Genomic DNA, 26,936 nt, shown 5'->3' with positions numbered 1-26,936 from the left:
TGTTTTTCAATAAATCTCCGCACCCGGCAGCCCCCTCCCCGGCCTACGCGTCATCTGCGGTCGAGTACTTCCACAGCCAGGATCGTCGGCAGATGCCGCGCAATCTCGTCCCAGCTGTCGCCCTCGTCGAGGCTGGCAAAGACCGAGCCGCTGTTGGTGCCGAAATAGATGCCGGCCGGATTATGCGTATCGCCTGCCATCGCCTGACGCAAAACTGTGAAATAGCAGCTGTGCTGCGGCAGTCCCCGGCGCAGGTCCTGCCAGCTTGCCCCACCGTCGCGCGAGCGCCAGACAGCCGCGGCTGCATCGGGCGGATAGCGGCCCTGGCTATCGCCGTTGAGTGGCAAGGTCCAGAGCGTTTCCGGATCACGTGGATGCACCCGGATCGGGAAACCAAATGTCGAAGGCAACCCTTCGGTGATGTCATCCCAGTTGCGTCCGCCATCGACGGAGCGCCAGACACCGTGATGGTTCTGCTGGTAGAGCAGATCACCGGTTCCCGGCGCGCGCATCATGTTGTGAACGCAGTGACCGATCTCGCCGTCACGAGGTGCCGCCGGATGGTCGTGATGGCCACAACTGTCGGCGTTGGAGAGGCGGTTGCGACGTTCCCAGGTGACGCCACCATCTTCGGTGGCAAACACACCGGCCGCGGATATGCCGATCCAGAGTTTTCTCGGCTCCGCTGGGTCCGAAACGATCGTGTGCAACACCAGGCCCGCAGCCCCGGGGTTCCAGCTGCCGGCAGAGGGATGATTGCTCAATCCTTCAATTCTCTCCCAGGATTTCCCGCCATCCGTGCTGGCCAGCAGGCTCGCGGGCTTGGTGCCTGCGTATAGCGTGCCATGAGCATAACCCAGCGACCATATCTGCGAGAACGTGTCGGTGAACGGCAGGGCCTCGCCGCTCCAGTTGATCATGGCAGCAAAATCCGCATCGTTTTCGGCCCAGTCGTCGATCGTGCCGCGGGTCAGCCGCACAAGGTCCCAGGTCCCGCCACCGTCCCGGGAACACCAGACGCCGGCGCCGTGCCAGTCGCCGCCGCCTGCGGCCCACAACGTTCCGGTTTGCGGATCGCCGATCATGTGGTTGATCGGCCAGCCGTCGCAGAATGGTCCCTTGACGACCCAGCCATCGCGGTCATTGCTGCCGTCAACCAGAAAGGCGCCCTTTGTGGTGCCAATGAGGACTGTCACGCTGCGAGAAGACATCAGGGTGCGCTCCGTCAAGCCTGACGCAGGATATCATCGCATCCCTGCATTGCCTAGATCGCAGCCAGCCGGTGACGGCAGCAGCGTCTGTCTTGCGGGCAGCAAAAAACCCGCCCTGAGGATCAGAGCGGGGCATAGTCACGCACAGCCCGGATCAGAGATCGCCGAGCTTGCCAAGTTCCTTGGCGACCAGATAATAGAAGGTCACGCGCGCCTTGGAGTTGTCGCCCTTCATCATTTCGCAGACCTTGGCGACGGCATCATCGGCAGCCGCACCGGTGACGCCAAGCTTCTTGCCGCACCATTTTTCGGAAACGCGTGCGAGTTCCGACGGATCAGAACAGGCAACCATCGAGGAGTCGCGGTTTCTCAGCGCGATGCCGAGGTGCTTGACGATCTTGCCGATGGTTTCATCGGATGCACCGGGATCGTATTTCTTCACATCGGCGGCATAGTCGGTCATGGATATTCCCCTTGGACTGGAAGCCACCCCTTTGCGGAGCCGCATTCCGTTTGCAATTCAATAGCGGCATGTTTGGCAATGTAGCAGATGCTGTCAATAGTCAGCTGCGGTGATTAACCCCTTTTCATTAGAAGGTTCGCACCCTATATTGGGTGTGCTGCGCAAGCAGCTATGACAATAAACGAGCGTTGCAATAAACCATTCGGACCCGGGGGCGGTACCCGGCGCCTCCACCATGATCCGGCGAATACGCCGCAACGGCCAAACGGCCGGATGATGATGGGGGCGAAACAGGATCGACGAGGGTGTAAAGAGCGACTTTTTGTTCGGCATTGTACCACCGTTATCGGGCTAAACTTGTAGTTGCAAATGACAACTATGCGGAAGCTCGTCTCGCTGCTTAATTGCGGTGTGACACTTCAAATTAAGTCCTAGAGGGTCGCACTTCTGGGCGGGGTTCGGAGGTACCTGGCAACAGAAACCTCCACTTTCCCAGATGCATGGACAGAACGAAGCACTTACAACGCCTCTCCTGTCATTTGGGACCACCGGTCAGCTGAACTCGCCGCATTTGAACCGTTCCTGAAAGCAATCCGGCTTTATCCTGCAACACAGCTTTCAAGCGCATGGGCTTTCCGGTAATAAAGACAGGTGAATCGGCGTGATCCGACCGCCACAATATTCAGGAATTGGCTCTGAGCACCGGGCCCAGACAGGAAAGAACGCGCTGATGCCGCAAGACCACATTCGATACGACATTCTTGCCCAGGAGGCGCTGCGAGGCGTGATCCGCAAGGTGCTGTCCGAGGTAGCGGTGACCGGATACCTGCCGGGCGAACATCACTTTTTCATCACCTTCCTGACCGAAGCGCCCGGCGTGCGGATTTCGACCGCGCTCAAGGAACGCTACCCGGAACAGATGACCATCGTGGTGCAGCACCAGTTCTGGGATCTGAAGGTGACGGAATCGCAGTTCGAGATCGGCCTGTCCTTCTCCGACAAGCCGGAAAAGCTGGTGGTGCCGTTTGCCGCCATCCGCGGGTTTTACGATCCGTCGGTCAATTTCGAACTGGAGTTCGACACCGTGCTCGACGTGGCGGCCAATGATGGCGGCGATGACGAGGACAACGAACGGGCTGAACTGGCAGGCACGATCGAACGGCTTGTCGAGCCTGCGGCCAAGGACGAGAACGCGGCTGCGGCTGATGCCGGCGAGAGCGATGCGGATGCGGATGCGGAGAAGAAGCCCGGCGCCGATGTCGTCTCGCTTGATTCCTTCCGCAAGAAAAACTGACCGGGCCTGCGCGATGAGCGGCGACGTCGTCAATCTGCGCATGGCCCGCAAGCGGCGCGACCGCGCGGTGAAAGAGGCTGACGCCGAACGCAACCGTTTCGAGCACGGGCGCTCAAAGGCCGAACGCGATCTTGCGCGCGCGCGCAACGAAAAAGCCGCGCGCGAACATGACGGCTCCCGCCGCGAGCCCGACAACGGCAGTTCCTGACGCATGGCCGGCGGACAGATCCGCAAGCACTCGGTCAGCATTCGCGGACATCGCACCAGCATTACACTCGAAGACGCCTTCATGGATGCGCTCAGGCAGATGGCCGGACAGCGCGGCATGGCAGTCGCAGCCCTGATCGCCGAGATCGACGCGGCGCATTCGGCTGACGACCAGGCACAAGTCAACCTGTCCTCGGCAATCCGCGTGGCTGTGCTTGACTGGGCAATGAAGAAAAAAGGCGGCGTCGCCTCGCTTGAGGAATGACACCACCGGGCCGGCAGTTTCAGACCAAAAGCCTTGCCCGACTGCCCTGCCCCGGATTATCGGCGAGAGAGCCGTGGCAACTCAGTAGTTCGGGTCGATCAGGCTGCGGATCGGGTCTTCGACACCGGGCAAGTCATCAAAGCGCAGCTCAGGCACTTCAATCCGTTGCGGCTCGTCGGCAATGGCGGAGGGCGGATCGGCCGAAGGATCACGCAGCGGGCGGCGCTCGATCGCATCCGGCGCATCCAGCGGCCTTTGCTGGCGTGCGGCCTCTTCCGCAGCCTGCCGGGCGGCTTCTTCCGCAGCACGTTGCGCCGCAGCCTTCTCCTCAAGCGCGCGCTGCGCCTGTTCCTCGGCAAGGCGCGCCTGCTCTTCCGCAGCCTGCCGGGCCGCCTCTTCCGCAGCAAGCCGTGCAGCCTCTTCAGCCGCCACTCGTGCGGCCTCGGCTGCTTTGCGTTGGGCGGCGCGTTCGTTCAGAAGTGCAATTTCGCGCCGCAGCCGCTGCTTTTCGACGACACCGGCCTGAAGCAATTCAACCTTCCGGCGCTCGCGCTCGAAGGCCCGTATCGAGAGATAATTGGTCAACTGGGAGGCATCGATCGACACCGCGGGATCGACCAGAAGGCCACCGAGCACAAAGACCACCGACGGATCACCGCCGGCGACAGCCTCGACACCGGGCTCAAAGGCCAGCCGCCAGTCGGACTGAAGCCTGAGACCAATCAGGTCGACCCGCGCATCGCCCGTCAGCTCGGCGTTGTCGTCGCTGATCCCGGTGCCGGAAAAGCGCATGACCCCGCCGGTCAGGGTGAACGGCAGGCGCATGGCGTCGGCCTTCATTTCGCCGCCGGCCATCAGCGCATCGACCATGCCGGCCACTGCGTCGGTCTCGATCTTGAAATTCTCTCGGTCGGCGGCGCCTAGAATGCGGGCGAAGCCGCCGGAATCCAGCCTGGAGATGGCCAGGTCCGCAACCGTCAGCTCTCCGCCGCCGGCGAGCGAGGCAACGAGTTCGCGCATCGACTTGCCAGTGCCCTCAAGGCTGGCGCTGGCTCCTGCGGCACCTGAAAAGGCCGACGATCCGCGTACGGCCCGGTCCAGAGCCGCAAGATCGGTGCCGCTTGCCGTGACCCTGCCTGACAGAAACACAGATCCATCGGCATTGCTGAGCGAGACACGGCCGCCAAACCTGCCGCCAAACCAGTCGGCTTCGGCGTTCTCAAGCGACATCAACCCGGTACCGGTGGACAGGTCAGCCTTGAAATTCCGGGCGATTCCACCGCGTCCGAGATCGATCTTGCCCGCTTCAAGCGCGATCTGCAGGACCGGTTGACCCGGTGCGGGCGGCAGGAAAGGCTGATCACTCCAGGTCGCCCCGTCATCGGCAAACAGCTGCGGCCCGAGCGCCAGTTCACCCAGCCATTCGAGATTCGCATAATCGATCCGCAGCTTGCCGGTGCCGGACAGTTCGGAGGCCGAGCGATCCAATTCGAGCTGACCGGAGAAGACATTGTCTTCCGCCTTGCCTTCGATCTCCGACAGCAAGGCCAATTGATCGTTGATCGCCAGGCTTGCCGTCATTGCAAGCGGCAAGCCTGCCCCCGCCTGCGGCAGGGAATGACCGAACATGATCACATACGGCTCGATATCGGTCGCCTGGACCGCAAGACTGAACAGGCCGGTGGCGGGTTCGCTTGCCGGAATGCGGCCATTGCCATTGAGCGTGATCTGCGCATTTGCCGCGCTCAACCGCACATCGATGGCCAGATCTCCGTCATCGGCCCCGCCGGACGCCGTCAATTCGAGTTCCGATGGCCCTTCTCCTTCCAGCGGCAGCACGGCAAATCCGAGCTGTTCAAGAAGCCGGTATGCTTCAGTGTTCCCGGCATTGACGGCAAAGGTGCGTGGCCCGTCCCCGCCGGGGATCAGGCCGGTGCCCGATGCCGTGAGCGTGTAGCTGCTGCCGCCGGTGATGCCGCTGACAGTGAGGGCGGGTCCGGCATCCGGGTCGAGCGTCAGGTCGACGCTGCCGGTCAATTCATCGAAGGCGGCGCTGTTGGCGCCCAGGCGGCGGATGATCTGGTGGCCGCCGCTCAGCTTTTCGGCAAGGGCGAACAGGCCCGATGCGGCAGGGGCTGCGAAGTCCCCCTTGATCTCTCCGTCCGGGGCCGAGAACGAGCCTGCCAGCGTGCCGCTGAACTCTCCCGACGCACCACCGAAATCGGCAAATTTCAAACGTTCGATCCTGAGTTCGCCGTCACGCCAGAACATCGATGTGTCGAGGCCCGAGAGACGGTAATCCCCCATGGTGAACGTGTCCGCGGTGATGCGGCCTGCAAGATTGTACTCCCCGAGCGGACGAACCGCATTGCTTTCAGCACCGGCAAGCAACGCCAGCGCGCGCACCGCATCGGCATCAAACGTGTCTCCGGACAGCTCGACAGAAAGCGAAGGCGCGCCCTTCTCCGGCGTCTGGCGCTCCAGCCTGCCTTTGAGCGTGGCCGGGCCGACCGCGACTTCCAGCGCTTCGAACCGTTGCAACAGCGGAGACAGGCTGACATTTGCGGAGAAACCGGCAGCGCCCAGCCGCCGGATCACCGGATCGACATCGCCGACAAGCCAGTTGGCAAGGCCCGAGGGCTGGGTCGAGGCCACAGTCAGTGTACCGTCGAAACTGGCAGCCTTGCCCGAGACCAGCCTGCCCCTGGCCTCGACGGTGGTGCGTCCGGGAAGATTGGCGGAAAAGCTGTCGACCAGCCAGGCATCGCCATCGGGCCGGGCTTCGAGATTGATTTCCCGCAAGGTGGTGTCGCCCGCGACAATGGCCGGAAGATTGAGAGAGATGCGCCCCGGCAGTGGCAGCGGCGGCAAGCGGTCGATCATCGCGTTGACGAGGGCAAGCCGTTCGCCCAGCGGCACCGCAGCGGCACTTCCGTCAGCTGCGGGCTCCTCGCCCGACAGCCGGTCCATGTTGATCTGCTGGCCATCGGCGAGCAGCAGGAATTCCGGATCGGGACCGGTGTCGATGCTGGCCTGTCCGGTGACGATGTAGGGATCGGTGGCAAACCCGATTTCCGCGCGCCATTCGTTGATGGTCAGGCGCTCGTTGGTCGCTGCGAAATCACCCTTGGCGACGACCAAAGGCTTCTCCGACACGACACCGCCTGCCCCCGGTTCGGACAGGGCCGTAAAGGTGAACAGGCCATCATAGAGCGGCTTGTTGCCCTCGATCCTTGCCTCGCCCTCAGTTTCCAACAACACCGGCCAGGCGTCCGGCACGGCTCTGACGCGCATGCGGATCGACCCGTCAGGCTGGGCGGTTCCGGTGGCGATCGACACGCCGCCATGATGGCCGGCGATTTCGCCTTCGGCCTCGATGAGCCAGGGCCCGGACAACGACTTGGCCGAGACCTGCGCATCGATATCGCGAAGCTTGTGGGTGCGACCATTCTGATCGTCGACGATGGTGATATCGGCATCGGCAATGGTGACACGCTCAAGCACGACAAGATCGCCGGGCGGCGTCGGCCTGCGCTTGAGCGCCCAGTCGAGCCGGCCATCTTCAAGAACCCGAACAACGGCCTTCGGCGCGTCCACCCGCATATCGAAGATCAGGACTTCACCGCTCAGGAACGGCGCCAGTTCCGCATCCATTGAAAACCGGCTGATGGTCATGGCCGGTTGCGCCTCGTCGCCAACGACGACGTCGGAGAATGTTACCGAGGGAAACGGCAGCAGCCGCGCATCCGCATCGCCGCGCACCTTGACCGGCTGGCCGATGATGCGGCTTGCCTCGGCCTCGAATGCTGTCCGGTAGCTGCTCCAGTCGATAAAATACGGAGCGATCAGCGCCGCAAACAACGCCAGCACCAGTAAACCGCCAATGGCAACAAATACCCGAATCAGCTTTCAATCCTCCCTCGCGGCCAGCATAGCCGCTTCTGTTGGTTTCAGCCCTCGAACGGAAAAATCTTGCCCGGATTCATGATGTTCATGGGATCGAGCGCCTGCTTTATCTGCCGCATCACCGATACGCTCTCACCCATTTCGAGGGGAAGATAGGGCCGCTTGCCCTGACCTATACCATGTTCGCCGGTGCAGGTTCCATCCATCGCCAGGGCGCGGGCATTGAGCCGTCCGACAAAATCTTCCGCGGCCGTGATTTCCGCAGGAACATCGGTATCGAGCAAAATCAGCACATGAAAATTGCCATCACCGGCATGACCGACAATCGGGGCGATCAGTCCGTGGGCTGCAATATCTTCCTGGGTTTCGGCGACACATTCGGCCAGCCGGGAAATCGGCACACAGACATCGGTGGAAATGCCCTTGGCGCCGGGACGAAGTTGCAGCGACGCCCAGTAGGCGTTGTGACGTGCTTTCCACAATTCGGTGCGCTGTTCGAGATTGGTGGTCCAGAGGAACTCGCCACCGCCGCATTCCGCCGCGATTTCGCCAAACAGCGCCGCCTGTTCGGCGACGCCGGCGTCGGTTCCGTGAAACTCGAGGAACAGCGACGGGCTTTCGGGATTGTTGAGCTTCGAATAGGCGTTGCAGGCCTTCATCTGCAACGCATCGAGCAGTTCGATGCGGGCCACCGGAATGCCCATCTGGATGGTCATGATGACGGCGTTGCAGGCGGCCTCGACACTTGGAAATGGGCAGACGCCGCCGGAGATCGCCTGCGGAATGCCCTGCAGGCGCAGGGTGATCGATGTCAAGACCCCAAGGGTTCCCTCGGAGCCGACAAACAGCCGCGTCAGATCATAGCCGGCGGAGGATTTGCGGGCACGCCGGGCGGTGCGTATTTCCTCGCCGGAGGCGGTCACCGCCGTCACCGCGATGACATTGTCGCGCATGGTGCCGTAGCGCACGGCGTTGGTGCCGGAGGCGCGGGTTGCCGTCATGCCGCCGATCGAGGCGTTGGCGCCGGGATCAATCGGGAAGAAAAGGCCGGTGTCGCGCAGGTAGGTGTTGAGCTGCTCGCGCGTCACTCCTGGCTGAACCGTGCAGTCGAGATCTTCGGCATTGACTTCGAGCACCTTGTCGAGGCGCGACATGTCGATGGAAATGCCGCCATTGGGCGCGTTGACCTGGCCCTCGAGCGAGGTGCCGGTGCCAAACGGGATCACCGGCACGCGGTGATCGGCGCAGGCCCTGACGATCAGCTTGACCTCTTCGGCCGAGCCGGGAAACACCACCGCGTCGGGCAGTTGGCCGGGGATATAGGTGGTGGTGTGGGCATGTTGGGCGCGCAGCGCCTCTCCCGTCTGCAATTGCTCGCCAAAGCGCTGGCGCAAAACGCCAATGACCGCTTCGATGCCTTCTTCATTGCGAAGGCCGGGCTCGACGTCGCTCAGACCCATGTTGTTTTCTCCGGTCAACCGTTGTTACGCTAACTGCGCCAGATGCTTGCTGCTTCGGCGTGATGAGGTAATGTGCAAACTGAAGCGCTCTTGTCCAGTGTGGGCGACGCCGCAGGCAGACAATAGTGGCCACAGGCAAAGATTAGTAAGGGAGAAGCCATGTTGTTTGATGCTCCGGTGATCGCGCCAGCGCGCGGACTGGACCCGGCCTGGCTCGATTACAACGGTCATCTGAACATGGCCTATTACAATGTCCTGTTCGATCAGGGCGCCGACCACGTCTTCGCAATGATCGGCAGCGGCCCGGACTACGTGGCGGAGCGCAACATGAGCTTTTTCAATGCCGAGGCGCATGTCTGTTACGTCAGGGAGCTCAAGCCCGACGCGATGGTCAGGGCGAGCACACAGATCCTCGATTTCGATGCCAAGCGAATCCAGTTGTTTCAGGAACTCAGGCATGTCGACGGATGGCTTTCTGCGACCTGCGAAAGCATGCTGCTGCATATCGACATGAGTGGTCCGCGCACGATGGACATGCCGGATGACATTTTCGCCAATGTCACAGCCATGGCCGAAGCGCACAAGAGCCTGCCGCGGCCCGAGCAGGCCGGACGATCCATCGGCATCCCGCGCCGCCAAGTCCACGGGGCATCCTGATTAATGCTGTTTGAAATTCTCCGTGCAACGCCTGGCCGCATCCGAAGCTGGGTTCTTCCCAATATTCGAGCCTTCATCGAGCACCGGCAGCCGGTCATCTGGCTGCTGTCCTTGCTGATCGGGCTCTCGGTGGCCTGGGCTGCGATCGCTTTCCGGCAGCTGATCGGCATCGTTCAGCTCTACTGGCTCGGCGACACCTCCGAACAGGTGCTCACCGTCGCCCGGCATACCCCGTGGTACATGATTGTCGCCGGGCCGACGCTTGGCGGCGTCGTGGTCGGCATTCTCGTGAGCCGGTTCACTCCTTCCCGTCGTACCTTCGGGGTGGCCGATGTGATCGAGGCGCGGGCCCTGACCGGACGGCGGCTGAGCCTGCGCGAGGGGATCATGAGCGCGGTGACAACGGCGATTTCGCTGGGCGCGGGCGGCAGCGGTGGCCGCGAAGGCCCGGTGATCCATCTCGGCGCGACAATTGCAAGTGCGGTAGGCGACCGGCTGCACCTGCCCGACTATGCCCGCCGCACCCTGCTTGCGGCCGGGGTTGCCTCGGCGATTTCCGCCAGCTTCAACGCGCCGATTGCCGGCGTGCTGTTTGCCCACGAGGTGATCCTGGGGCACTACGCCTCGCGCTCCTTCGTGCCGATCGTGATATCGTCGGCAGCCGGCGCGATCGTGTCGCGGCTGTGGTTCGGCGACGCGGCGGCGTTCATCGTGCCGTCCTACCAGATCACCTCCTACTGGGAGTTTCCCGCCTTTGCACTGCTCGGCGTGGTCTGCGCCTTCGTCGCTGCGACTTTCCAGTTCGCGCTGCTCTCCTCCGAATACCTGGCGCGGCGCTCGCCGATACCGGTCTGGGCGCTGCCGATCTGCGGCGGGTTGATCGTCGGGCTGATGGCCGTCGCCTTCCCCCACATCCTTGGTGTTGGTTATGAGGCAACCGACCTGGCGCTGTGGGGCCAGCTGTCGCTGGGCCTGATGCTGACGCTGATCGTGATGAAGACGCTGGCGACCGCGATCACGCTGGCCGCCCGGTTTGGCGGCGGGGTGTTTTCGCCCTCGCTCTATCTCGGCGCGATGACCGGCGGCGCTTTCGGCATCATCGCGGCCTCGGCGTTTCCCGAGCTGGCATCGAGCCAGGCGCTCTATTCGATCCTCGGCATGGGTGCGGTGGCGGGCGCCGTGCTCGGCGCGCCGATCTCGACCACGGTGATCGTGTTCGAACTGACCGGCGGCTATGCGCTGTCGATCGCGCTGCTGCTGACCGTCGCCATCGCCCACGGGGCCAACCTGGCGCTGCACGGACACTCCTATTTCCAGTGGCAGCTGGAAATGCGGGGGCTGTTCTTGAAGGATGGCCCGCACCGGACCGAATTGCGCAATGCGCGGGTGATGGATTTCATGACCCTGCCCGGCGAGGATGACGAGACCGAATATTACGATCCGGAGCAGGACACCCCCTCGCTCAAGCCGATCGACACGCTTGAAACCGCGTTGCGGGTGTTCGATACCAGCGGCCACACTCGATTGCCGGTGGTGGCCGATGGCGAAGAGCGGCGGATCGTCGGCTGGGCCGAACAGGTCAAGGCCGTCAGTCACTTCAACCGCCGCCTGATCGCCGCCAGCGAGGAAGAACACCGCTAGTCCGGAAAGTCTCCGTTAATCCCGGAGCCCGGAATAGGCGGAGAGGACGCACTCACCAGGCGGCCTGGAGCTACTCCGAGCTTCCGGGACCGCCACACAATCACGCCCGAGCAAAGAGATCACAATGAAGCCGATCAAATTCAACCGCGAAGAAACCAAGGCCATGGTGGGCGAAATCCAGGACTATTTCCGCGAGGAACTGGACCAGGATATCGGCGCGATGCCGGCCGAGATGCTGATGCGGTTCTTCATCGACAAGATGGGGGCGTATTTTTACAATCGCGGCCTGTATGACGCACGGGATTTGCTCATACAGCGGATGGACAGCCTTTCCGACGACGTGTTCGCGCTGGAGCAGCCGACCAAGCACTTGCGGTAGCCTCAAGCAGCCGGGCACCGGAGACGAGCGGGGCCCGGCCATTTACTTCTCGTCCAATTTCCGGCATCCGCATGGCTGCGGGAGTTTCAATTTTCCCGGCAACCCAATTCATGGAGATCAACTATGCAGAACCTGACACCCGCGCTTTCGGCGGTCGGCATCTATGCAGCACTCAACATGGTCATCCTGCTGTGGATCGCGACCCAGACCGGCCGGTTGCGCGGCAGGTACAAGGTTTCCATCGGCGATGGCGGCGTCAAGCATCTGATCCGCATCATCCGCGGCCATGCCAACGCGATTGAAAACATGCCCATGTTCCTCATCATGCTGCTGGTCGCGGCGCTGATCGGCATGCCGGTGTCAGCCGTGCACGGGCTCGGCCTGGTCTTCACCATCGGGCGCGGGTTTCATGCCTGGCACTTCATCCAGGAAGATGCACCGGGCTGGCAGCGCGGCGGCGGTTTCGCCCTGTCGTTCCTGGCACAGCTTGTGCTGCTCGCGGGCCTGCTCGGGCACGGACTCTGGACGCTGGCGGGATAAGAGCCGCGCATTCAGCCTGGCTGGATATCGACTTGAAAAATGTCAGGCCGCGTCTTTTCAGGCGCGGCCTTTTTCGTGGGCTGGTTCAGGAGAGCGCGCGCTTGAGACGCGGGATGCGCGAAACCACCAGTGCGTCCAGGGCCATCACCGCGAGCAGCGTCAGCCCGGCCATCGGGAACGCCATGGACACGGCCAGCGCCACGAGCGTGGCACCCTGCCAGAGCGGCATGTCGCGCGGCAGCGGCGGTGCGGAAAGGCGCAGGCCCTGGGCCCGGCGCTTCCACCACATCACCACGCCACTAATGCACAGGAACAGCACCGATGTGCATACGAGCGTGTTTGCCAGCACACTCCACAGTCCCATGGTGCCCATGTGCAGGGCAACGCCAACTGCCATGGCCTTGCCGGCCCAGGAGTAATCCTCGAAACGGACGTCGGCGAGGATGTTGCCGGTGTAGCGGTCGACATGAACGGTGCGGTCCGACGTCGGATCGGAACTGTCGGTGCTCATCGAATCCCGGCTGAAGGTGTAGACACCGGTTTCGCCGGACGGGACGTTCATCTGGTAACGGCCGTCAAAGCCGATGCTGCGGGCCAGCTGGTCCATGGCGTCGATGGTGACTTCAGAGCCCGCGGGCAGCCCCGCCTGCCCTGCCTGGCTGCCGGATGCCGGCATCGGGGTCTGTTCAAGCGCCCAGGGAACCTCCTTCGGTCCGTGGTTCATGCTGGCGTGGGTGTCGTCGGAGAGTGGAACATTGTCCCATTTTGCCGCCGGGAACTGGCTCCAGGCCTGCACCATCTTCTCGCCCCAGACACCGGCCCAGGACAGGCCGGAGACGAGGAAGAACACCAGAAACAGCGAGATCCAGAATCCCGCCACGCCATGCAGCGACCGCCACATGACCCGGCCGCCACGGGCAAAGGACGGGACCAGGGCCGCGCGCCAGCCGGTGGTGCGCGGCCACCACATGTAAAGCCCGGTGGCGATCAGCACCATGCCGAGCGAAGCGGCGACCTCGATCATCCGGTCACCGGTGACACCAAGCATGAGATCGCTGTGGACGTTGTCGAAGAAATCATACCAGCCGCTCCGGCGGGGAAACTCCGCCAGCACGGTGGCGCTGTAGGGATCGACCGCGACCATGGTCGCCTTGCCGTCCAGATCGACGCGGAAAATCGCCGCCAGATCATCGGCACGCGGGGCGACATATTGCCTGAGCGTGCCACCGGGGATGACCGCCAGCGCCGCATCGGCCTGTGCCGAGACCGATTGGGCAACCTGTTGCGGGACAACGGCGATGCGTTCGCCGTCGCGCCCGTCGATATAGGCGATCCAGGCCATGGCCATGCCGGTGACGGCAAGCACCATGAAGAAGGGGATGACATAGAGCCCGGCATAGAAATGCCAGCGCCATGCCGCGAGATAGAATTTGCTGGTGCTTGCAGGCGCACGGTCCTGCACAGACGCACCGGTCTGTTCGATTGAGACCATCAGTCTCTCCTCTGACAAAATTGTTTCGGATCTTGAGCGTCAGAGGATGAAAGGCGGCGCCCGTGCATGCCGGTTCGACTTGATCTTTCCGGAGCGGAGGATGGTCTTTTCAAAGGCAACTGCCCGGGTGCGGGTGAACACCAACGGCTCAACCGCAATGCCGGCTGCAGGCACTGTTGCCGCATGGATCTGCATCGACCAGTCGCAGGGCGAATGCGCCGGATCTTCGGCCGGATCATCTTCACCGGTGGCGGAAACCGTCTCGATACCGGTTCCGGTACAGATGATGATCTGCATGCCCTGTTCGGAAAAGCGGGGCATGGTGTGGACAGAGAAGAACGAGAACAGCAGCACGGGCACGAACAGGGCCGCAAAGACCAGTCGTCTCACTTCCAGCTCTCTGAGTGTCCTCATCATGCCGAATTCCCTACAGAACAAAATGTAGCCGGGATAGCCGCATTTTGCTGGAATTCAGTGTTTTGAATGCGCTCGGGCCCGCAGGCGTCGCGGCTGGCGTGCCTTGTTCGGAATGACCGGGTGCGGGATCATGGCTGCTATGGCCGGGTATCGGCGCTGACGGTCAGAATCTTTGCCTTGCCGGGGATTTGCAGCGACACCAGGCTTGTATTGCCACCGGGCTGAGCCTGCTGTCCGGACGTGCTCGCAAGCTTGTTTGACATGAGATTGAACTGATCATCGATCACGGAGCCGAGTGTTTCGGCCCCGGTCAGGAGCGCCACGGATATGATCGCCGCTGTCAGGGCGTATTCCATGGCGGTTGCGCCGGATTCGCAATCGGCGGCGCGTGTGCAGAGTACCTTCATCATGGAGGTCCCTTCCAAACAAGCAGTTTGCACTTATCCGATCGATCATGACCGGAGCCGGCCTATCATTGGCCTGACACCGGAAAGTTGCACACAGCATCTTTCAAATCTGTTGATGGCACTGGTCAGGAATGTGCCGAAATGAAACACCAGTTCCATTATGGGAGTTGCAGGCCATCTGGGCGGATCCGGCGGGATGCACAAACGCCGCCCGGAGGATGTCTCCCGGCGGCGTGAAAATGATGAAGCTGCGCCGCTTACGCCGGCAAACCGTCGCCGTCACATCCGCCGGAGCTTCATCAACTCTGCACCGTTGGCTGCCTTGAAAATCACGGTGCGGCCTTCGCGGACAACGATCCGGCTGGTGGTGAGCGCACGGCGAAGACCGTCTTCTGCCGCGGTTTCTCCCTGCCCCGTGCAACGCATCTTGGTTTGCATCACCTGCCCGTCGGTGCGGATACGGCCATCGCGAACCGCAATGCGGGTCGACAGATTGTTGCAGCCGATCGTCGCGCTGACCGCGCCGCGCCCATCAAGCCCAAAGCGTGCTCTTGCCGCCATCTGCTGGCCGAGCTGGACCAGATAACCATTGTCTGCGGCAATGTGGGTGATGCGGTAGTTGCCGGCAATGTCCCTCAGGTCGACGCCGCTGCCCTGGTCTGCATTTTGCCGGGCCGAGCGCGCATCGACGAGGCGGAAGGTTTCCCAACCGGATGCCCGCTCGGACACAGCTGCAAGATGCGACCGTTTTCCAACACCGGCACGGACAAATTTGCCGTTCTGCAACGAGCGAAGCGCGACGGTTCGTCCGCGCAGGTCGATCACCTCGAAGGTTTCCCAGCCCCGGATATGCGGACTGCCCGCGGCCAGAAAGGTTCCCTGCCCAACGCCCGCACGCACGAAGCTGCCGGAGCGCAGATCGCGAAACGCCATCCTGTTGCCCTGCAGCGGAACAGTGTCGAGGCGGAGGGCGCTGTTGGCGTCCGGGGCGGCGGCGGCAAGCTTGCCGCCCACCACGGTGACATATTTCCCCGACTGGACAGACTGGAGATAGATTTCCTCCGCCTTGGCAATGGCCTGGGCGGCGAGCAGGAAGCTGAGAGCAAGAAAGCTGCGAAGAATGTTTTTCATGGCCGCCCCCCCTTGTTGACCTTTGAGTGATGCCCTTTTGTGCAGTCAACCGATTGAACAGACCTTGAACGGCAAATTCATCCGGCATTCATCAGGTAGACCGGATTTTATGCTGCGCCGATGAAAAAGGGAACGAGCGATCGCGTTGTTTCTGAATGGGTGCGCGGTGCGGCGAACTGATCGAACAGGCCGTGTTCAATGGCGCCGGCGTCCTTTAATGTAAGCACCAGCACCATTTCTAGGAGAGGATGATAGAGATCGATCATGAGTGCTTCAAAACGCTCACCATTTAAAGCACGAGTAGCGCAGCTGGATACAAAAACCAGGATCGAATGTGCAAAAACGATGATTAGGGATAAAATCATCAACCATGTGCTCGAGGTCGTCGCGATACAGGCCAATAACGAGTACCTCGTTTATTCCAATCGCTTGACCGAACAAATTCCGCGGTCCTACGCTGCTAACGCTTATAATGTTTTGAGCCAAACTTCCTTTTTGTTCGCGGTACTCCGAACAGCCGCGTTGTGGGATACGGCTGATGAGAATACCGCGAGCATTCTAACTATTGTTGAATATGTCGATGACGATGACGTCATTAATGCGTTAGCCGAAGAACATCGGCATGCGCATGCATCACTTGGGGTCGGGATGCTGAACAAGCCACATTCTGATCCAGCAATTCAAGCCGCATTAGAACGATCCATTCAAGACAGCCAAAACCGATTTGCCGAAAAACAAGCGTGGAAAGCTCGCAGGCGCTTAAGGCGCGCCATTTGTATCTCTCGAAAAATAGCTCAATCCCCTGCCCTCGAACGACTACGAAACTCTCGAGACAAGCACATTGCTCATGCCCTGATACAAACACGCAGGGAAAGACGAAACCCGGTGGCACCTATGAAGTATGGTGATGAGGTGCATTTGCTGCGGCAAAGCATCTGGCTTGCTGAAAACTTCTATTGCTGGGTGAATGGAACTAGCTTTGATATTCAACGGGATTCTCGGGACATCGCTAAAAAGCGTGCCCAAGAGCTTTGGGAGAATGTGGAACTCCATATCCCATCTCGGTAGCGCCCATTGTTTTTTAAACCCGTTCCACAAATCCATCCAGCACCCGCTTCTGCCCGGCCTTGTCGAAATCGATGGTCAGTTTGTTGCCATCGATCGATGCAATATTGCCGTTGCCGAATTTCATGTGAAAGACGCGGTCGCCGACGGAATAGGCCGAGGTTGTTCCTGTGGATTTGGCCACCAGTTCGCCATCGATGGTTCTGCCGCCGCGCGGGCCGCTTTCACCGTAGGCGATGCGTTCGACGGCGTGGCCCGAGCGGGTGCCCCAGTTGTCGCGGGCGGCGTCGGTCTTGTTGGCCTGGGCGCGTTTCCAGCCGGGCGTGTTGTAATTGCCGGCAAACGGTTCGGCCTTGTCGAAGCGGGAGGCGCCGTAGGGGCCGCCGGTCTGGCCGCCCTGCCCGCCGAAACGACCGCCGCGGCCATAGCCACCGTAGCCTGTGTCCATTTCGGCAACCTCGACATGGGCTTCGGGCAATTCATCGAGGAAGCGCGAGGGCAGTGTCGATTGCCACAAGCCGTGAATGCGGCGGTTGGAGACAAACCAGATGTGGCAATAGAGTTTGGCGCGGGTCAGGCCGACATAGGCGAGCCTGCGCTCTTCCTCGAGCCCCGAGCGGCCGCCCTCGTCGAGCGCGCGCTGGTGCGGGAACAGGCCTTCTTCCCAGCCGGGCAGGAACACGGTTTCGAATTCCAGCCCCTTGGCCGAGTGCAGCGTCATGATCGAGACGGCATCGAGATCGGGGTTGTTGTCGGTGTCCATGACCAGAGCCACGTGCTCAAGGAAGGCGCGCAGCGATTCAAAGCTGGAGATGGTCTCGATCAGTTCCTTCAGGTTTTCCAGCCGCGTCGGCGCATCGGCCGAGCGGTCATTCTGCCACATCTCGGTGTAGCCGGACTCTTCCAGAATGGTTTCGGCCAGCTCATGGCCGGGTTTGGTCTCCAGCATCCCCTGCCAGCGGGTGAACATCTCGACCACGTCGGTGAGAGACTTGCGCGGCTTCGGCTTGAGCTCGTCGGTGAGGATCAGATCGCGGGCAGCGGCCAGCATCGGCACGCCGCGGCCCCGGGCGACATCATGGATCTGGCGCACGGCGGCCTCGCCCAGGCCGCGCTTCGGCACATTGACGATGCGCTCGAAGGCGAGATCATCGGCGGGCTGGGAGACCACGCGGAAGAACGCCATGGCATCACGGATTTCCTGGCGCTCATAGAAGCGCGGGCCGCCGATGACGCGGTAGTTCAGCCCAAGCGTGACGAAGCGTTCCTCGAACTCGCGCATCTGGAACGAGGCGCGGACGAGGATGGCCATGTTGTTGAGGGCGCGGCCCTTGTGCTGGGCCTGTTCGATCTCCTCGCCGATGGCGCGGGCCTCTTCCTCCGAATCCCAGGCGGCATGGACATGCACGCGCTCATGATCGGGGTCGGACTGTTCGGTGAACAGCGTCTTGCCGAGCCGGCCTTCATTGTGGGAAATCAGATGCCCGGCAGCGCCGAGAATATGCTCGGTAGAGCGGTAGTTGCGCTCGAGCCGTATCACCTTGGCGCCGGGGAAATCCTTGTCAAAGCGCAGGATGTTTTCAACTTCGGCGCCGCGCCAGCCATAGATCGACTGGTCGTCATCGCCAACGCAGCAGAGGTTGGGGCGTTCGCCAGCAGGGCGCTGGGCCAGGAGTCTCAGCCACATATATTGCGCGGTGTTGGTGTCCTGATACTCGTCGACCAGGATGAAGCGGAATTTGCGCTGATATTCCTTGAGCACATCAGGATGGGCCCGGAACATGCGGATCGGCAGGCAGAGCAAATCGCCGAAATCGACGGCGTTGAGCGTCTGCAGGCGTTCCTGATAGGCTTTGTAAAGCACCCTGCCCTTGCCATTGGCAAAGCCGCGGGCGTCACCCTCGGGGATATCTTCCGGTCCGTAGCCCTTGTTCTTCCAGCCGTCGATCATGTTGGCGAATTGCCGGGCCGGCCAGCGCTTGTCGTCAATGCCTTCGGCCTGAATCAGCTGCTTGCACAGCCGGATCACATCATCTGTGTCCAAAATGGTGAAGTCGGAGCGCAGGTTTGCCAGTTCGGCATGACGGCGCAGCAGCTTGACGCCGATGGAGTGGAAGGTGCCGAGCCAGGGCATGCCCTCGACCGCGCCGCCGACCAGAACGCCGACGCGTTCCTTCATCTCGCGCGCCGCCTTGTTGGTGAAGGTCACCGACAGGATCTGCGAGGGATAGGCGAGCCCGAGATTGAGAATATGGGCAATGCGGGTGGTCAGAACCCGTGTCTTGCCGGTGCCGGCGCCGGCCAGCACCAGCACCGGGCCTTCGATGGATTCCACCGCATCGGCCTGTTCGGGGTTCAGCCCCGAGAGGTAGTTCGGTGTCGGCTGGGCCGCACTGCGTGCCTGCTGGCTGGCAGCAAGGGCGCGCGCCGCAATCGAGCCGCCTGCATTTGCTGCAGGTGGGGCTGAAGATCGGGCTGCCGGGGGGGTGCGCGGTGCCGGATCTTCGTCGCCGAAAAACGGAATATCATCATCTGCTGAGCTCATAGCGAGTGAATGTAGTGATTCGGCACCGAAAGACCAGCGTTCGCGGTTTATTCCGGTGCCTGAAGCACCGGGGTCAACAACTTGTGAGCCGCCACACCACCTAATTCAGGCTTGACCCGCATTGGCAGTTGAGAAACAATCTGGCCACGGCCAGCGCTGCCGGCAGTCCGCGCCTCATTGAGGTTTGGCGAAAGCGCGTCTTGTTTTTCCGGTTCACCTGATCGGCGAAAAAGTCAGCAATGCGGACACTGATCATCCACTTCGCCGCAGACAGGACAGAACTGGACTATGCGCACATATCTCGATGCAAAAGCCATGGCGTCAGCCATGCGCGAGCGGCTGGCCGGCACCGGCCTTGCCATTTCCCACAGCCAGGCGCTGGAAATCGTGGCCCGTCAATTCGGCTTCGACACCTGGAACATTCTGGCGGCGCGGATTGCGGCAAGCCCGGGAGCCCGCGACGATGGCGGCATCGGCCTCGAGGCCGCAGCGCCGATCATCCGGATTTTCGACGAAGCCAAGGCACGCGAATTCTATCTCGAGTTTCTCGGCTGCAGCGTCGACTGGGAGCACCGTTTCGGGCCCGATGCGCCGCTCTACATGCAGGTGTCGCGCGGGGCGATGGTGCTGCATCTGAGCGAGCATTCGGGCGACGCAACGCCGGGCGCCAATGCGGTGGTCTTTGCCAGAGACGTCGAAAAGCTGCATGGCGAACTCCTGGCGCGCAATTACCGCTACAACCGGCCGGGCCTGCAAAAGCAGGATTGGGGGCTGGAGATGCAGGTGACCGATCCGTTCAGCAACCGCTTGCGCTTCATCGAACGCAAAGCGGGGTGGGAGAGCTGATCCGAAGCCTCCGAGAAGCAGCCTGCTTTCCTGCCAATGCGGGAAAGCAGGCTGTGCGTTGCTACCAGGGTGTTTCGCCGTCCGGTTCAACAAAGCGGCCAGAGCCTTTGTCATCAAGCGCGAAGCGAACAGGTAAGCGGGCTCCCTCCTCCGGCGTCATGGTGCCATAGCCGGTGAGATCGGTCTTGACGAAGCCGGGGCTTACGGAGTTGACCGCAATCGACGTGCCGCGCAGTTCCTCGTGGAGCTGGATCGTCAGCATGTTGAGCGCCGCCTTGGAGGCGTTGTAGCCGATGAACTGGTTGGCGTAATAGGTTGAGGACGGATCGCCGTTCAACGCCAGCGAACCGAGTGAGCTTGATAGATTGACAATCCGGGCCGCGGGCGCCTTGCGCAACAACGGCAGGAAAGCCTGGGTGACGGCAAGTGTTCCGACGAAATTCGTGTTCATCACCTTGCGCACCGCGTCGAGGTCGGCCTGTCCCGGTTTTCCATCGGCGAAGTCGAAAATACCTGCATTGTTTATGAGAATATCGAGCAGACCATGCTCCGCCCCGAACTTCTCGGCCGCGGCAGCTGCGCTTGACCAGTCGTCAAGGTCGATACGGACGAAGCCAGCCGACAGCCCTTCCGACGCCAGTTGCCTGATGGCCGCGCTGGCACGATCCTGATCGCGCGAACCGATAATGATCTTGATGTCTGCCTGTGCCAATTGCCGGGCGATCTCCAACCCGATCCCCTTGTTGCCGCCTGTTACAAGCGCGATACGTTTTTCCGACATGAACCTGTCCTTTGCGTTTCTATTTGCTGGCGCTAGAATATGAAGGATTGTTCAGTTTGAGGATTCGCTTTTGCCGCCCGCCGCTCCACGCTCGCTTGCCCCCCGGAAAAGGCCGCGTCAGGCGCGCGCAACCGTAACCCTGGACGCTGTCTTCGAGGCAACCATTCAGGTTTTGCTGACTGTCGGGCCCCACCGGCTGACGACAACGCGTGTTGCCGAGCGCGCCGGCGTTTCGGTGGGGACGATGTACCAGTATTTTGCCCACAAACAGGCCCTGATTTACGCGCTCAACGAACGCTATCTTGACGCTCTTGCCGACAAGATCGAGGTCACGTGTCTCGAGCAGCGCGGCATGCCGGCCAGGCAGATGATCGAAGCCCTGATCGAGTGTTACTGGCGCGCGAAGACCGAGCGTGCCGACGTCACCCAGGCGCTGTACCGCTCGGTGGCAGAACTGGACAACGAAGCCTTGATCGATGCCTTCGCCGCACGGGCTGATGCTGCGACCAAAGCCATGCTGGCGAGCGCGCCGGACCTGGACACACAGGAACTCGAGAGTATGACGCGTACCCTGCTGACTGTCATTTTCGGCAGTGTCCGCAACGCGTTCGAACGAAATCTCGATGAGGTGGCTGCCCGACAGTTGCGCGGCCATCTGGCCGTCATGTGTGGCGCTCTGCTTGACAGCCGATCAGGTCCGCCCGCCTGACAGGCGCATCGCTGGCCTAGCCGCTCGCGCCACAGCATTTCTTGTATTTCTTGCCCGAGCCGCAGGGGCATGGATCGTTGCGGCCCACTCCGCCTACCCCGACGGCCGCTTGCGCGGCTGGCATACGGTCGGAGTAGAACCAGCGGCCATCGATGCGGCGAAACTCAGAGGTTTCCACGAGCGTCTGCTCAGTGCCCTTGTGGCGATAATGCGCGGTGAAACTGACCGTGCCTTCGCTGTCACGCTCCCGGCCTTTCGTGGTCCGGCCGACCTCAAGACCGAGCCATTGCGTGCCCAGTTGCAAAGTCTCGGCTTCCGCGCGGTCAAAGGCCATGGCAGCCGGGCCGCAACAGGTGGCCTCGATGTAATCGAGATTGCCCAGCGCATAGGCCGCATAACGCGAGCGCATCAGCGCTTGAGCCGTCGGCACCGCCTCACCCGCATGGTAGCGGCCGCAGCAGGCAGAATAGGTTTGGTCTGAGCCGCAAGGGCATGGGGTCATGGTGAGATCTGCTTTTCCGTCAGGGACATACAGTATCGGGCTCTTGCAAAACCGCGCTCCCAGCGCAACCTGCGGCCAGGACTTACATCTGGCGCGATCCGCCTTCACCGGTCTCGGCAGACACCATCGCTTCGGGCATCCGGGACCGCCGGTATTGCAGGGCCACAACCTTGTAACCGCCGGCCTTGAGCTGCGCCAGCAGCGAGGGGAGCATGGCAGCGGTGCGCTTGTGAATATCATGCATCAGGATGATGCCTTTGCGCCTGGCGCGGACCTGCGCCATGGTGCGTGCAGCGATGGTTTCCGGACTGGACGAGAAATAATCCTTGGAGTCGATATCGACGTCGAGAATGACCATACCACGTGCGGCTACGGAATGACGCAGCGCGCCTGTGTCGGCCAGATAGGGAAACCGGAAGAAGCCGACCGGGGCGCCGGTTGCCCTCTCCACCGCCGCGTTGCCGGTGGCAATGTCGTTGAGCGCGCGGGTGTTGCCCGCATTTGCCAGATTGGCATGGTTGTAGGTGTGGCCGCCGATGGAATGTCCATGATTGACCACCCTTGCGGCGACCGCCGGATAGCTGCTTGCCATCTGACCGACCATCAGAAAGGTCGCCTTGACGCCATACTCGCTCAGGATCTCCAGCACCCTGTCCGTCTTGCCAGGCATGGGCCCATCGTCAAAGGTCAGAATGACCTCCTTGTCAGCCAAGCGGATTTCGGACAGCGAAGCCACCTTCAGGGTCCGCCCGGCCAGCAACCCGAATCCCTTGCCGCCGGGCGCCCTGCCAAAACGGGCAAATGCCGGATTGTCAGCCGCGCCGTCCCGGTCGCGGTCAAGCAGCGATTGCTGGCCGGCAACCGGCACATAAGCTGTTTTCGCGCCCTGCAGACTGGAAGGTGGCTTGGAAGCACAGCCGGCCATGGCAAGGCATGACAGCACAGACACAAGGGCAAGACGCGAAACCATGGCTCAAATAACTCATAAAAGCAGCGATGCCAAACTATCGCTGACTATGGTTAACCGAGCGTTGACGTTCTCCAAGCCTGCACGTTTGAAGCGAGACCGCGCATTGGCCTGAAGACGCATGGAAAGCCCATGCCTGCCTCAATTCTGGCGTCAGTGCCCCCCTAAAACCAGCCCTTGCGCTTGAACCAGAGATAGGGCCCCAGTGCAGAGGCGGCCATGACGGCGAGCGCGATCGGGTAGGCCCAGGGCTGGCTGAGTTCGGGCATGTCCTGAAAGTTCATGCCGTAGACGGTGCCGATGAAGGTCGGTGGCAGGAAAATCATCGCCGCAACCGAAAGCACCTTCATCACCTGGTTCTGCTGCACCGAAATCAGGCCGAGCGAGGCGTCGAGCAGGAAGATGATGTTTTCGGAAATGAAATCAGCGTGTTCGGAGAGCGACTGGACGTCGACCGCCATCGAGCGGCAGCGCTGCTTGAGTGTCCGGTCGCCCATGATCTCCGGCAGGGTCTGCAGAAAGCTTGTCACGCGGGCCAGCGACATCAGGCTTTCGCGCACCTTGGCAACGGTGCGCTGATGCCCCGCGATGACACCGAGCGTGGCTTCGAGATCGCGCGTGACGGCTTCGGGGTTGTTGGCAGCGCTGCGCGAAAACACCTCGGTCGAAAGCGCATCGATCCGCCGCGAGCGATGTTCGAGAACCTCGGCGCTGCGGTCGATCATCGCCTCGATCAGACGGGCCATCACATCATGACCGCCGGGACTGGCAATATCGCGGTGCGCGAGTTCGCGGTGAGCGCTGGCGGCAAACACGGTGAAGGCCTTGGGTTCTGCATAGCGGATGGTGATCAACCTGTGACCGGCCAGCACGAAACCGATATCGGCAATTTCGGCGAACTCGGTATCGGCCTTGGAGACCACGCTGGCGGTGAGATAGACCGCACCGTTCTCGATATAAAGCCGGCTTGAAGGCTCGATATCGTGCAATTCGTCGCGGCTCGGCACCTCGACACCGATCAGGGCCTCGACCTGCGCCTCTTCGCCGGGCGTCGGGTGCAGCATGTCGATCCAGCACGCTGCTTCGGGCAGCGCCGCATCATCTGTTCCGGGATTGTCGAGACAGATCCCCTGACCGTCATAAAGCCGGATCATCGCTATGAGCCGGACCGGCCGGCATCGAACACGTCGTCTACCGGGACCTGCAGCGCGGTGGCCAGCTGGTTGGTCTTGCCGGCCAGCCCGATGATCGCAAGCAATTCGCCATACTGCTCCTCGGTCATGCCCTTGGCGCGGGCCGCAGCCGTGTGGGAATGAACACAGTAGGTGCAGTTGTTGGCGACCGAGACGGCGACGTAGATCATCTCCTTGGTCAGCGGATCGATCGAGGACGGCTTGCCGACCACTTCCTTGACCTCGGTCCAGGTACGCTCAAGCAGGGCCGGATCGAACGCCAGCCAGCGCCACATGTTGTTGATGAAGTCGGTCTTCCGGGTCGCCCTTATGTCGTCGAACACCGCCTTGACGCGGGGATCGGATTCAAGCTCTTCAGCGGGTACCAGCGTGGTCATGGTGTGGTTGTTTCCTCTGCTTGGGTCACAGGTATTGCGGGCTCATACGGTCGACGGGGTCCGGCGCTCCCCAAGGGGGCTCACATTGCCCTGACGGGTTCCCATCGTTTCAATGCCAGAGCCGCCCGAGACAAGATTGCATAGCGGATATCTCAGCAAGCGGAAAGGATGTGATGACCTGCCCCGCTTGCCAGGACGGGGGACCAGCCGTCCAAAGCGGCCTCTGAGGCAAATTGTCCCTGGTTCACGATTCGATAAACAGCGGATAAGATATCGTTCACACCCAAAACATAGAATGCGGACACATGCATTGGTCGATCAATATGTCTGATTATGACAGCTCAGGTCTCATGTTGCGTGATGGCTGCGCATAATACCCTGTTACTTAATGGGGAATGCCAATCTCTTGTCTTTAACGCATACTAATATATTGAAATCGCGTATTGCTGTGAATTGAAATCGGGAGAACAAACATGGCAGACAAACCAACCGTTACACAGGCCATGATTCAGGCTTATGATGAGTACACCCATCTGACGCTTGACCGGCGCGGTTTCATGAACAAGCTGACCAAGCTTGCAGGATCCGGCGCGGCGGCGGCAGCGATTGCGCCCTTGCTGGCGGCAAACAGCGCCAAGGCCGCGATTATCCCGGAGGATGACCCCAGGGTGGCAACTTCCGATGTGAGATTCCTCGGCACCACCGGTGTCATGGGCGGGTATCTGGCCATACCCGCATTCGCCACCGACCGGGTGCCCGGCATCATCGTTGTTCATGAAAACCGGGGTCTGAACGACCACATTCGCGATATCGCGCGGCGCCTGGCGCTGGAAGGCTACGCCGCACTGGCGGTTGACTTCCTTTCGCCGCTTGGCGGCACGCCCGCAGACGAAGACACTGCACGCGAAATGGTCAGCGAACTCAAGCCGGACGAAACCGTCGCCAATGCGGTGGCGGCGCGCGCCTGGCTCGCCGGGCATCCGAGAAGCACCGACCGGGTTGCGGCAATCGGCTTCTGCTGGGGTGGCGGGCTGGTCAATGAGCTGGCGGTTGCCGACCCTGACCTGCGCGCGGGCATCGTCTATTACGGACGCCAGCCGGACATCAATGACGTTCCCAAGATCAGGGCTGCGATGCTGCTGCATTACGCTGGCCTGGACGAGCGAATCAATTCCGGCCTGCAGGCATACAGCTCGGCGCTGCGAACCCACGACAAGGTGTTTGCCGTCCACATATATCCCCGCGTCAACCACGCCTTCAACAATGACACCTCTGCGGCACGCTACAGCAAGCCGGCGGCCGATCTGGCGTGGACACGCACCCTCGCCTTCCTCAAGGGCACGATGTTCTGATCTGTCGCCAAATGGTCATCCCTGACCTGTATCGTGAGAGCAACGGCAATTATCGGCGGATTATGTGCTCAAATCTGGCTGGTGCTGCTTGCATTGGCCAAATCTGCCGTTTACGCTTACGTTAACGTCACATATCCGGAGGATTCCCCTTGAACGATCTTATTTCCCGCATTGCAACCAATGTTGGCATCGATGCCGATACCGCGACCAAGGCCGTCGGCGCCATTCTCGAATTCTTGCAGTCGGAAGGCCCGGCTGACAAGGTCAAGGAAATGCTGGCGGCAGTGCCCGGCGCGGAAGACCTGATCGCCCAGGCGCCAAGCGGCGGCATGTTGTCGATGGGCGGCGTGATGGGCCTCGGCCAGAAGCTGATGGGCATGGGCCTTGGCATGGGTGAAATTTCCAGCGTTGCCAAGGAAACCATGGGCTACGCCCGTGAAAACGGCGCAGGCGATTCCATTGATGAAATCGTCGCTTCGATCCCCGGACTGTCCCAGTTCGTCTGAAGCTGCGGCAAGGCCTCGCGCCTGCCCGTTCCAATACCGATCAATCCGGCGACATCCATCGCCGGATTTTTTGTGCGATTCATTGAAAATCCAAGGGCCAACGCAAGCTTCAACCACTCATATCCGGCACGATTCTGGCTGTGTGGATATCTGGCCTGGTCTGCGTTTTCATGAATTGGCGTGCGCCGGATGCAAGCAGCGGGGCTGACTGCTGTTGCAGGCCAGCCCCGCGCTCCTCCCCAACCGCGGCCCTGCGTCAAGGCAAGTCCCACGCAGCCGGTCTTGATGAGGATCCGGCGTGTGGAATTCGCTGCGTCAGGCCGGGCGGATTGCCTTGTTCAGTTTGGAACCGATCAGCCAGGCAACAGGCAAGGCAACCAGCGCCCCCAAACCGGCCGCAATCGAGATCGACATTGCATCGACCCGGTCCAGCGTCAGTGCGGCTATGACAAAGCTGCCCGCCAACATGCTGCCGACTATGATGTAGACCATCGCTGCAAGTTTGAGCATGATCGCCTCCTGTATTACCGGTCCCGCAGCCCGAATGGCCCGGTATCCTTCAAGACGGAGACTATACCGGAAACGAGAGAAATCTTTTGATCTGGCTCAAGCGAAACGCAAAA

At 61.4% G+C, this 26,936-nt stretch carries 27 protein-coding genes, 1 other RNA gene and 1 pseudogene; 13 read left to right on the top strand and 16 right to left on the bottom strand.

Features of this window, described 5'->3' with window-relative positions:
* Positions 1 to 50: 50 nt before the first annotated feature.
* A complete protein-coding gene (locus WNY80_RS12295) occupies positions 51 to 1,211 on the bottom strand; it encodes an exo-alpha-sialidase (RefSeq protein ID WP_342887673.1) in 1,161 nt (386 codons plus the stop codon).
* Between the two features lie 154 nt (positions 1,212 to 1,365).
* Positions 1,366 to 1,674, bottom strand: a complete 309-nt coding sequence (locus tag WNY80_RS12290) for a DUF2853 family protein (RefSeq protein ID WP_342887672.1) — start codon at positions 1,672 to 1,674, stop codon at positions 1,366 to 1,368.
* Between the two features lie 117 nt (positions 1,675 to 1,791).
* Between WNY80_RS12290 and ssrA the strand changes: the two genes are divergently transcribed.
* From ssrA to WNY80_RS12270, 4 genes are all read left to right on the top strand, one after another.
* Positions 1,792 to 2,163, top strand: a transfer-messenger RNA (tmRNA) gene (gene ssrA, locus WNY80_RS12285).
* 241 nt (positions 2,164 to 2,404) lie between these two features.
* Positions 2,405 to 2,968 carry an SspB family protein gene (locus tag WNY80_RS12280; RefSeq protein WP_342887671.1) on the top strand — a complete coding sequence of 188 codons (564 nt, stop codon included), beginning with the start codon at positions 2,405 to 2,407 and terminating at the stop codon, positions 2,966 to 2,968.
* Between the two features lie 13 nt (positions 2,969 to 2,981).
* Positions 2,982 to 3,176 (top strand): DUF4169 family protein, encoded by a 195-nt coding sequence (locus tag WNY80_RS12275; RefSeq protein WP_342887670.1) that lies wholly within the window; start codon positions 2,982 to 2,984, stop codon positions 3,174 to 3,176.
* A gap of 3 nt (positions 3,177 to 3,179) precedes the next feature.
* Entirely contained in the window at positions 3,180 to 3,440 is a 261-nt protein-coding gene (locus WNY80_RS12270) for a ribbon-helix-helix domain-containing protein (protein ID WP_342887669.1), read from the top strand.
* Positions 3,441 to 3,521: 81 nt separating this feature from the next.
* Here the strand turns inward: WNY80_RS12270 and WNY80_RS12265 are convergent, their stop codons facing one another.
* Both WNY80_RS12265 and WNY80_RS12260 read right to left on the bottom strand, forming a co-directional pair.
* Positions 3,522 to 7,325, bottom strand: coding sequence for an AsmA family protein (locus WNY80_RS12265; protein WP_342887990.1), 3,804 nt, complete (start codon positions 7,323 to 7,325; stop codon positions 3,522 to 3,524).
* A gap of 65 nt (positions 7,326 to 7,390) precedes the next feature.
* Complete coding sequence (locus tag WNY80_RS12260) at positions 7,391 to 8,806, bottom strand: FAD-linked oxidase C-terminal domain-containing protein (RefSeq protein WP_342887668.1); 1,416 nt, start codon at positions 8,804 to 8,806, stop codon at positions 7,391 to 7,393.
* 159 nt (positions 8,807 to 8,965) lie between these two features.
* Between WNY80_RS12260 and WNY80_RS12255 the strand changes: the two genes are divergently transcribed.
* The 4 genes from WNY80_RS12255 (at position 8,966) to WNY80_RS12240 (ending at position 12,023) form a co-directional block, all read left to right on the top strand.
* Positions 8,966 to 9,463: a thioesterase family protein gene (locus tag WNY80_RS12255; protein ID WP_342887667.1), complete on the top strand. Its 498-nt coding sequence runs from the start codon at positions 8,966 to 8,968 to the stop codon at positions 9,461 to 9,463.
* 3 nt (positions 9,464 to 9,466) lie between these two features.
* Positions 9,467 to 11,104 (top strand): chloride channel protein, encoded by a 1,638-nt coding sequence (locus WNY80_RS12250; protein ID WP_342887666.1) that lies wholly within the window; start codon positions 9,467 to 9,469, stop codon positions 11,102 to 11,104.
* Between the two features lie 124 nt (positions 11,105 to 11,228).
* Positions 11,229 to 11,483 carry a DUF2164 domain-containing protein gene (locus WNY80_RS12245; protein WP_342887665.1) on the top strand — a complete coding sequence of 85 codons (255 nt, stop codon included), beginning with the start codon at positions 11,229 to 11,231 and terminating at the stop codon, positions 11,481 to 11,483.
* A gap of 123 nt (positions 11,484 to 11,606) precedes the next feature.
* Entirely contained in the window at positions 11,607 to 12,023 is a 417-nt protein-coding gene (locus tag WNY80_RS12240) for an MAPEG family protein (RefSeq protein ID WP_342887664.1), read from the top strand.
* Positions 12,024 to 12,108: 85 nt separating this feature from the next.
* Here WNY80_RS12240 and WNY80_RS12235 read toward each other — a convergent pair whose 3' ends face one another.
* From WNY80_RS12235 to WNY80_RS12215, 5 genes and pseudogenes are all read right to left on the bottom strand, one after another.
* The gene (locus WNY80_RS12235) at positions 12,109 to 13,515 is read right to left on the bottom strand and encodes a PepSY domain-containing protein (protein ID WP_342887663.1); all 1,407 of its coding nucleotides are present in this window, start codon (positions 13,513 to 13,515) and stop codon (positions 12,109 to 12,111) included.
* A gap of 39 nt (positions 13,516 to 13,554) precedes the next feature.
* On the bottom strand, positions 13,555 to 13,932 hold the full coding sequence (locus WNY80_RS12230; protein ID WP_342887662.1) for a hypothetical protein: 378 nt from the start codon (positions 13,930 to 13,932) through the stop codon (positions 13,555 to 13,557).
* Between the two features lie 248 nt (positions 13,933 to 14,180).
* A pseudogene (locus WNY80_RS12225) lies at positions 14,181 to 14,339 on the bottom strand (Flp family type IVb pilin); the annotation flags it as partial.
* Positions 14,340 to 14,618: 279 nt separating this feature from the next.
* Entirely contained in the window at positions 14,619 to 15,470 is an 852-nt protein-coding gene (locus WNY80_RS12220) for an META domain-containing protein (protein WP_342887661.1), read from the bottom strand.
* A 107-nt stretch (positions 15,471 to 15,577) separates the two neighbouring features.
* The gene (locus WNY80_RS12215) at positions 15,578 to 15,736 is read right to left on the bottom strand and encodes a hypothetical protein (protein WP_342887660.1); all 159 of its coding nucleotides are present in this window, start codon (positions 15,734 to 15,736) and stop codon (positions 15,578 to 15,580) included.
* On the opposite strand from WNY80_RS12215, the gene WNY80_RS12210 reads away from it, so the two are divergent.
* The gene (locus WNY80_RS12210; RefSeq protein ID WP_342887659.1) at positions 15,735 to 16,538 is read left to right on the top strand and encodes a hypothetical protein; all 804 of its coding nucleotides are present in this window, start codon (positions 15,735 to 15,737) and stop codon (positions 16,536 to 16,538) included. The two genes, WNY80_RS12215 and WNY80_RS12210, sit on opposite strands and share 2 nt — an antisense overlap.
* A gap of 13 nt (positions 16,539 to 16,551) precedes the next feature.
* On the opposite strand, the gene WNY80_RS12205 is transcribed toward WNY80_RS12210, so the two are convergent.
* Positions 16,552 to 19,080, bottom strand: a complete 2,529-nt coding sequence (locus tag WNY80_RS12205; RefSeq protein ID WP_342887658.1) for a UvrD-helicase domain-containing protein — start codon at positions 19,078 to 19,080, stop codon at positions 16,552 to 16,554.
* A 288-nt stretch (positions 19,081 to 19,368) separates the two neighbouring features.
* Here WNY80_RS12205 and WNY80_RS12200 point away from each other — a divergent pair, with 288 nt between their 5' ends.
* Positions 19,369 to 19,926: a glyoxalase superfamily protein gene (locus WNY80_RS12200; protein WP_342887657.1), complete on the top strand. Its 558-nt coding sequence runs from the start codon at positions 19,369 to 19,371 to the stop codon at positions 19,924 to 19,926.
* 61 nt (positions 19,927 to 19,987) lie between these two features.
* Here the strand turns inward: WNY80_RS12200 and WNY80_RS12195 are convergent, their stop codons facing one another.
* Positions 19,988 to 20,707 carry an SDR family NAD(P)-dependent oxidoreductase gene (locus WNY80_RS12195; RefSeq protein ID WP_342887656.1) on the bottom strand — a complete coding sequence of 240 codons (720 nt, stop codon included), beginning with the start codon at positions 20,705 to 20,707 and terminating at the stop codon, positions 19,988 to 19,990.
* Positions 20,708 to 20,777: 70 nt separating this feature from the next.
* On the opposite strand from WNY80_RS12195, the gene WNY80_RS12190 reads away from it, so the two are divergent.
* Complete coding sequence (locus WNY80_RS12190) at positions 20,778 to 21,416, top strand: TetR/AcrR family transcriptional regulator (protein ID WP_342887655.1); 639 nt, start codon at positions 20,778 to 20,780, stop codon at positions 21,414 to 21,416.
* 16 nt (positions 21,417 to 21,432) lie between these two features.
* On the opposite strand, the gene WNY80_RS12185 is transcribed toward WNY80_RS12190, so the two are convergent.
* The 4 genes from WNY80_RS12185 to WNY80_RS12170 form a co-directional block, all read right to left on the bottom strand.
* A complete protein-coding gene (locus WNY80_RS12185) occupies positions 21,433 to 21,918 on the bottom strand; it encodes a YchJ family protein (protein WP_342887654.1) in 486 nt (161 codons plus the stop codon).
* Between the two features lie 82 nt (positions 21,919 to 22,000).
* Entirely contained in the window at positions 22,001 to 22,888 is an 888-nt protein-coding gene (locus tag WNY80_RS12180; protein ID WP_342887653.1) for a polysaccharide deacetylase family protein, read from the bottom strand.
* Positions 22,889 to 23,049: 161 nt separating this feature from the next.
* The gene (locus tag WNY80_RS12175; RefSeq protein WP_342887652.1) at positions 23,050 to 24,039 is read right to left on the bottom strand and encodes a magnesium transporter CorA family protein; all 990 of its coding nucleotides are present in this window, start codon (positions 24,037 to 24,039) and stop codon (positions 23,050 to 23,052) included.
* A gap of 2 nt (positions 24,040 to 24,041) precedes the next feature.
* A complete protein-coding gene (locus WNY80_RS12170) occupies positions 24,042 to 24,455 on the bottom strand; it encodes a carboxymuconolactone decarboxylase family protein (protein WP_342887651.1) in 414 nt (137 codons plus the stop codon).
* A gap of 473 nt (positions 24,456 to 24,928) precedes the next feature.
* On the opposite strand from WNY80_RS12170, the gene WNY80_RS12165 reads away from it, so the two are divergent.
* A complete protein-coding gene (locus WNY80_RS12165; RefSeq protein ID WP_342887650.1) occupies positions 24,929 to 25,807 on the top strand; it encodes a dienelactone hydrolase family protein in 879 nt (292 codons plus the stop codon).
* 149 nt (positions 25,808 to 25,956) lie between these two features.
* Positions 25,957 to 26,313, top strand: a complete 357-nt coding sequence (locus tag WNY80_RS12160) for a DUF2780 domain-containing protein (RefSeq protein WP_342887649.1) — start codon at positions 25,957 to 25,959, stop codon at positions 26,311 to 26,313.
* Positions 26,314 to 26,628: 315 nt separating this feature from the next.
* Here WNY80_RS12160 and WNY80_RS12155 read toward each other — a convergent pair whose 3' ends face one another.
* On the bottom strand, positions 26,629 to 26,823 hold the full coding sequence (locus WNY80_RS12155; protein ID WP_342887648.1) for a hypothetical protein: 195 nt from the start codon (positions 26,821 to 26,823) through the stop codon (positions 26,629 to 26,631).
* Positions 26,824 to 26,936 lie beyond the last annotated feature (113 nt).

This window comes from Hoeflea sp. AS16 (genome assembly GCF_038900095.1).
In the GTDB taxonomy this organism is placed as follows: Bacteria; Pseudomonadota; Alphaproteobacteria; order Rhizobiales; family Rhizobiaceae; genus Hoeflea.
This window is presented reverse-complemented; position numbering and strand designations above follow the sequence as displayed.

Excerpts from the sequence above, each read along its gene's own strand:
- WNY80_RS12255 (WP_342887667.1), top strand. The coding sequence starts at position 8,966 with ATGTTGTTTGATGCTCCGGTGATCGCGCCAGCGCGCGGACTGGACCCG.
- WNY80_RS12195 (WP_342887656.1), bottom strand. The coding sequence starts at position 20,707 with ATGTCGGAAAAACGTATCGCGCTTGTAACAGGCGGCAACAAGGGGATC.
- WNY80_RS12210 (WP_342887659.1), top strand. The coding sequence starts at position 15,735 with ATGAGTGCTTCAAAACGCTCACCATTTAAAGCACGAGTAGCGCAGCTG.
- WNY80_RS12165 (WP_342887650.1), top strand. The coding sequence starts at position 24,929 with ATGGCAGACAAACCAACCGTTACACAGGCCATGATTCAGGCTTATGAT.
- WNY80_RS12275 (WP_342887670.1), top strand. The coding sequence starts at position 2,982 with ATGAGCGGCGACGTCGTCAATCTGCGCATGGCCCGCAAGCGGCGCGAC.
- WNY80_RS12270 (WP_342887669.1), top strand. The coding sequence starts at position 3,180 with ATGGCCGGCGGACAGATCCGCAAGCACTCGGTCAGCATTCGCGGACAT.
- WNY80_RS12295 (WP_342887673.1), bottom strand. The coding sequence starts at position 1,211 with ATGTCTTCTCGCAGCGTGACAGTCCTCATTGGCACCACAAAGGGCGCC.
- WNY80_RS12240 (WP_342887664.1), top strand. The coding sequence starts at position 11,607 with ATGCAGAACCTGACACCCGCGCTTTCGGCGGTCGGCATCTATGCAGCA.
- WNY80_RS12230 (WP_342887662.1), bottom strand. The coding sequence starts at position 13,932 with ATGATGAGGACACTCAGAGAGCTGGAAGTGAGACGACTGGTCTTTGCG.
- WNY80_RS12205 (WP_342887658.1), bottom strand. The coding sequence starts at position 19,080 with ATGAGCTCAGCAGATGATGATATTCCGTTTTTCGGCGACGAAGATCCG.
- WNY80_RS12220 (WP_342887661.1), bottom strand. The coding sequence starts at position 15,470 with ATGAAAAACATTCTTCGCAGCTTTCTTGCTCTCAGCTTCCTGCTCGCC.
- WNY80_RS12290 (WP_342887672.1), bottom strand. The coding sequence starts at position 1,674 with ATGACCGACTATGCCGCCGATGTGAAGAAATACGATCCCGGTGCATCC.
- WNY80_RS12175 (WP_342887652.1), bottom strand. The coding sequence starts at position 24,039 with ATGATCCGGCTTTATGACGGTCAGGGGATCTGTCTCGACAATCCCGGA.
- WNY80_RS12235 (WP_342887663.1), bottom strand. The coding sequence starts at position 13,515 with ATGGTCTCAATCGAACAGACCGGTGCGTCTGTGCAGGACCGTGCGCCT.
- WNY80_RS12215 (WP_342887660.1), bottom strand. The coding sequence starts at position 15,736 with ATGATCGATCTCTATCATCCTCTCCTAGAAATGGTGCTGGTGCTTACA.
- WNY80_RS12155 (WP_342887648.1), bottom strand. The coding sequence starts at position 26,823 with ATGCTCAAACTTGCAGCGATGGTCTACATCATAGTCGGCAGCATGTTG.
- WNY80_RS12180 (WP_342887653.1), bottom strand. The coding sequence starts at position 22,888 with ATGGTTTCGCGTCTTGCCCTTGTGTCTGTGCTGTCATGCCTTGCCATG.
- WNY80_RS12200 (WP_342887657.1), top strand. The coding sequence starts at position 19,369 with ATGCGCACATATCTCGATGCAAAAGCCATGGCGTCAGCCATGCGCGAG.
- WNY80_RS12280 (WP_342887671.1), top strand. The coding sequence starts at position 2,405 with ATGCCGCAAGACCACATTCGATACGACATTCTTGCCCAGGAGGCGCTG.
- WNY80_RS12185 (WP_342887654.1), bottom strand. The coding sequence starts at position 21,918 with ATGACCCCATGCCCTTGCGGCTCAGACCAAACCTATTCTGCCTGCTGC.
- WNY80_RS12245 (WP_342887665.1), top strand. The coding sequence starts at position 11,229 with ATGAAGCCGATCAAATTCAACCGCGAAGAAACCAAGGCCATGGTGGGC.
- WNY80_RS12250 (WP_342887666.1), top strand. The coding sequence starts at position 9,467 with ATGCTGTTTGAAATTCTCCGTGCAACGCCTGGCCGCATCCGAAGCTGG.
- WNY80_RS12170 (WP_342887651.1), bottom strand. The coding sequence starts at position 24,455 with ATGACCACGCTGGTACCCGCTGAAGAGCTTGAATCCGATCCCCGCGTC.
- WNY80_RS12260 (WP_342887668.1), bottom strand. The coding sequence starts at position 8,806 with ATGGGTCTGAGCGACGTCGAGCCCGGCCTTCGCAATGAAGAAGGCATC.